This window comes from Nocardia vinacea NBRC 16497, from assembly GCF_000308835.1.
GTDB classification, from domain to species: domain Bacteria; phylum Actinomycetota; class Actinomycetes; order Mycobacteriales; family Mycobacteriaceae; genus Nocardia; species Nocardia vinacea.
The window spans coordinates 1-4,885 of record NZ_BAGN01000349.1; the positions used below are offsets into that span (position 1 = coordinate 1).

Here is a 4,885-nt window from a genome sequence, read left to right on the forward strand (position 1 = left end):
CCCGGTGAACAGGAAGGCGATCTTCCCGCGCACCGGCGTGCCCTCGGCCACGTTCGACGAGGCCGAGCCTGCCGCCACCTCGGCCAACCCCGCCAGCATGGCGTCTCGATCGGCGGCGACGACCGTCGCTCGGTGCTCCAATCGGGCCCGGGCGGTCAGCAGCGCATGGGCCACGTCCACCGGCTCCGCCTCCGGATGCGCGGAGATCCAGGCATGAAGTCGAGCCGCCTGGGCACGCAGTCCCGCTTCGGATTTCGCCGATACCAGCACCGGCACCTTGCCCGCCGCCACCAGCGGCGTACCCGACGGGACCGGCGCCACGGCCCGTTCCGGTCCTTCGGGTGCTTCTTCGACGATGATGTGCGCGTTGGTGCCACTGATGCCGAAGGACGACACCCCAGCGCGCCGCACCCGGTCCACCGAACCCGGCCACGGCTCGGCCTCGGTCAGGATCCGTACCGACCCCGCCGACCAATCCACATGCGGCGACGGCGCGTCCACATGCAACGTCCTCGGCAACATCTCGTGCCGCAACGCCTGCACAACCTTGATCACCCCACCCACACCCGCAGCCGCCTGCGAATGCCCGATATTCGACTTCAACGAACCGATCCGCAACGGCTCCGCACGACCCTGCCCATACGCCGCGATCAACGCCTGCGCTTCGATCGGATCACCCAGCGGGGTGCCCGTCCCGTGTGCTTCCACCGCATCGACATCGGTCGGATCCAGTCCGGCGGCGGCCAGTGCCGCCGCGATCACGCGCTCCTGCGACGGACCATTCGGTGCCGAGAGTCCGTTCGAGGCGCCGTCCTGGTTCACCGCCGAACCGCGGACCACGGCAAGTACGTTGTGGCCCAACCGTTTCGCATCCGAGAGTCGCTCCAACACCAGCACACCGACACCCTCGGCCCAGCCCACGCCATCGGCCGACGCCGAGAACGCCTTGCAGCGTCCGTCTCGCGACAGCCCGCGCTGGCGGGAGAATTCCATGAACATGAACGGCGTCGCCATCAATTGGATGCCGCTGGCGAAGGCGAGGGAGCTCTCGCCCTGCCGCAGGGACTGACAGGCCAGATGGATCGCGACCAGCGACGACGAGCACGCCGTATCCACTGTCACCGCAGGGCCTTCCAGCCCCAACGTGTACGCCACCCGACCCGACACCACACTGCCCGCCGAACCGGTACCCACGTACCCCTCGGCCACCGGACCCGCCGCCTTGGCGATCTGCTCGTAGTCCTGATAGGAGACGCCGACGAAGACGCCGGTATCACTGCCGCGCAGGGTGAACGGGTCGATTCCCGCGTCCTCCAACGCCTCCCACGACGCCTCCAGCAACAACCGCTGCTGCGGATCCATCGCCGACGCCTCACGCGGACCGATACCGAAGAACCCGGCATCGAAATCCCCGACACCGGAGATGAATCCGCCGTGACGCAGGTAAGACGTGCCCGAATGGTCGGGATCGGGATGGAACAACCGGTCGAGATCCCACCCGCGATCGGTCGGGAATTCGCCGATCGCGTCGGTTCCGGACGCGACCACGTCCCATAGCTGTTCCGGTGATTCGATACCTCCCGGGTAACGACAGCTCATCCCCACGATCGCGATCGGCTCGTCGGTACGGATACGGCGCGCGGGACGTTTGGCGACGCGGTTCGCATCGATGTCCACGTCGCCGACGCGCGATCGCACGAACGACGCCACGGCCGCGGCCGTGGGGTAATCGAATACCAGCGTCGAGGGCAACGGCACCCCGGTGGCCTTGGCGAGACGGTTGCGAAACTCGACCCCCGCCAGCGAATCGAACCCGATCTCGTTGAACGGCGCGGTGGGATCGATCTCCTCACCCGAGATATGCCCGAGTACTCCGGCGACCTGCTCGCGCACCACGTCGAGCACGATCGTCTCGCGTTCCTGCGCGGGGGCGGCGGCCAGCCGCAGCGCCAACGTGCCGCTCGCGTCCGCGGTGCGCCGCACGGGCACCGAGACGATCGAGTGCAACATCCGGGGCAGCGATCCGTCGCGGGCCTGCGCCGCCAATGTCTCGGTATCGAATTCGGCGCCGACCACCGTCGATGCGCTCGCCGCGAGCGCGCGATCGAACAGTGCCAAACCGTCCGCCGTCTCCAACGGACGCGCGCCCAGCTGCCCCAACCTCGCCATCGCCGCGCTGCCGAGACCGCTGGTCATCCCGCCGGCCTGGTTCCAGGAGCCCCACGCGATCGACACGGCGGGCAGCCCCGCGGCTCGTCGCTGTGCCGCCAGCGCGTCCAGGAACGCGTTGGCCGCCGCGTAGTTGCCCTGGCCCGGTGAACCGATCACCCCGGCGATCGAGGAGAACAGCACGAACGTCGACAGATCGTGCTCGCTGGTCAACTCGTGTAGATGCCAGGCGGCGTCGGCCTTGGCCGTGAGTACTCGGTCCACCTGGTCGGCGGACAGGGTCTCGATGGTGCCGTCGTCGAGCAAACCGGCCGAATGGATCACCGCGCTCGGTGCGAATTCGCCGGACAACTCGGTCAGCAGCGCCGCCAAGGCCGCACGGTCGCCGACATCACATGCCGCGACCCGTACCTGCGCACCGGCAGCGGTCAACTCCGACACCAAATCCATTGCGCCCTCGGCACGCTCACCGCGCCGCGACACCAAGACCAACCGCCGCACACCGTGTGTTTCGACGATATGGCGCGCTACCAGCGCGCCCAAACCACCGGTGCCACCGGTGATCAGCACCGCACCGGTACCGAATGCGTCCTCGACGGTGGCGGCCGGGCCGGACTGCCGTCGCAACCGCGGCGCCAGCAAACCGCCATCGCGGACGGCGAGCTGCGGTTCATCCGAACGCACGGCCGCGGTGATCAGATCAGCGGTCGGATCGACGTCGGCGGGCACATCGAGAAGCACGAACCGCTCCGGGTGCTCGAACTGCGCACTGCGCACCATGCCCCGCACCGCCGCTGCGGCCGGATCCGGCACCTCGCCCGCTACGCCGACAGCACCGCGCGTGAGCACCACCAGCCGGGAATCGTTCAACCGTTCCTGCCGCTGCCAGCTCTGCAAGAACTCCAATGCCGCGCGCACCCACGCACGAGTGCGCGTTGCGGTATCGGCATCGGTGTCCCCGGCCGGTGACCATACGACGATCTCCGGAGTCTGATCGGCTTCGAGCAGTTCGGTGAGCCGGTCATACGAATGAGCCACGCCCGCAACGTGTTCGGTGCCGAGAACCGCCACCGATGCCGCCGCGGTAGTTCCGGTCGACACCGGCACCCACTCGATGTCCGATAGCGACGCACGCCGACCGGCCCTGCTGTTCAACGCCTTGGCATCGACGGGACGGGCGGTGAGCGATTCCAGGCTCAGTACCGGCTCACCCGTTTCGTCGAACGCGGCGACCCGGATCCGCCCGGCGCTCAACCGAGTCAGTCGAACCCGGACCGCCGTTGCACCAGCGCGGTACAACCGCACTCCGGCGAACGAGAACGGTAGCGGCAACCGCCCCGACGGCATGTCCTGCGCCAGCCCCGTGATGGCGGCGTGGAAGGCGGCGTCGAGCATTGCCGGGTGAATCCCGAACAACGCGGTGGGACTGCCGTTTTCGTCGCCGACGGCGACCTCGGCGAGGAGGTCGTCACCGTCGCGCCAGACCGAGGTGACCCCCTGGAATACGGGACCGTAGCCCAATCCCAGATCCGCCAGGCGGGCGTAGAGCCCGTCGTGCGGCTCCGGTTCCGCCCCGGCGGGCGGCCACTCGTCCGCCGAGCCGTGCCGTCCCGCCTCGACCCACGCGGGCACGGCCGACGCAGCGGGGGCCAGTACCCCGCTGGCGTGCGAAATCCATTCGGCCGCAATGGCATCAGGTTCGGCGATGCCGCGCGAGTAGATCACGAACCGGCGTCGGCCCGCGTCGTCGGCGGGTTCGACGGCAACCTGGATATCGACGGCGGTATCGCCCTCGAGCATCAGCGGTCCTTCGAGGAGCAGTTCCTCGACAAAACCGGCATCGAGCCGCGCACCCGCGCTCAGCGCCAGTTCGACGAATCCTGCGCCCGGCAGCAACACCGAGCCGAAAACCGTGTGATCGGCGAGCCATGGGTGGGTCCGCAGCGATACGCTGGCGGTGAACAGCCATTCGTCCTTGCCCGCCAAGGGTACGACGCCGGTCAAGATCGGGTGGTCGGGCGCTCCCGCCGCCGACGAAGCACCGGCGAAAGGCTCCAACCAGTACCGCTGACGCTGAAACGCGTACGTGGGCAAGGATACTCGGCTGAGTGAACGGCCCGCGAACAATGCGCGCCAGTCGACGTGGATACCGGCGGTATGCGCTTGCGCCAACATCGTCACGTACTGCGTCACCTCGTCGACCGAGCGCCGAGACGCGGCCGCCACCAGCGCATCCGCCTCGACATCCTGGTGCCGGGCCAGGCATTGACGTGTCAGCGACGCCAGCACCGCGTCCGGGCCGACCTCGACGAACCTCCGCACCCCGGCAGCGACGAGGGTGTCGACGCCGGGCGCGAATCGAACACATCCGCGCACCTGGGCGACCCAATACTCCGGATCGGTCACCTCGGCGCCCGCGGTGGCACCGGAGACGTTCGACACCATCGCGATCGCGGGTGCCCGATATGTCAACCCGGCTGCGACAGCGCGGAATTCGGGCAGCATGGCATCCATCCGGGCCGAATGGAACGCATGGCTCACCCGCAACCGCGAGGTCTTGACACCAGTGCCGGACAACTCGAGCTCCGCCGCCTCGACGGCGTCCAGATCACCGGACAGCACCACCGAGGCCGGACCGTTCAGCGCCGCGACCGACAGGCGATCCCCGTATGTCGCGACGAGTTCGGCAGCCCGCTGCTCGGTCACGGCTGCCGCG

1 protein-coding gene is annotated in these 4,885 nt (G+C 68.7%); it reads right to left on the minus strand.

Going from position 1 to position 4,885, the window contains the following annotated elements:
• Positions 1-4,875: type I polyketide synthase (locus ON44_RS34035; protein WP_245567450.1), on the minus strand; the 4,875-nt coding region annotated here is incomplete at its 3' end.
• Between the last annotated feature and the right edge of the window lie 10 nt (positions 4,876-4,885).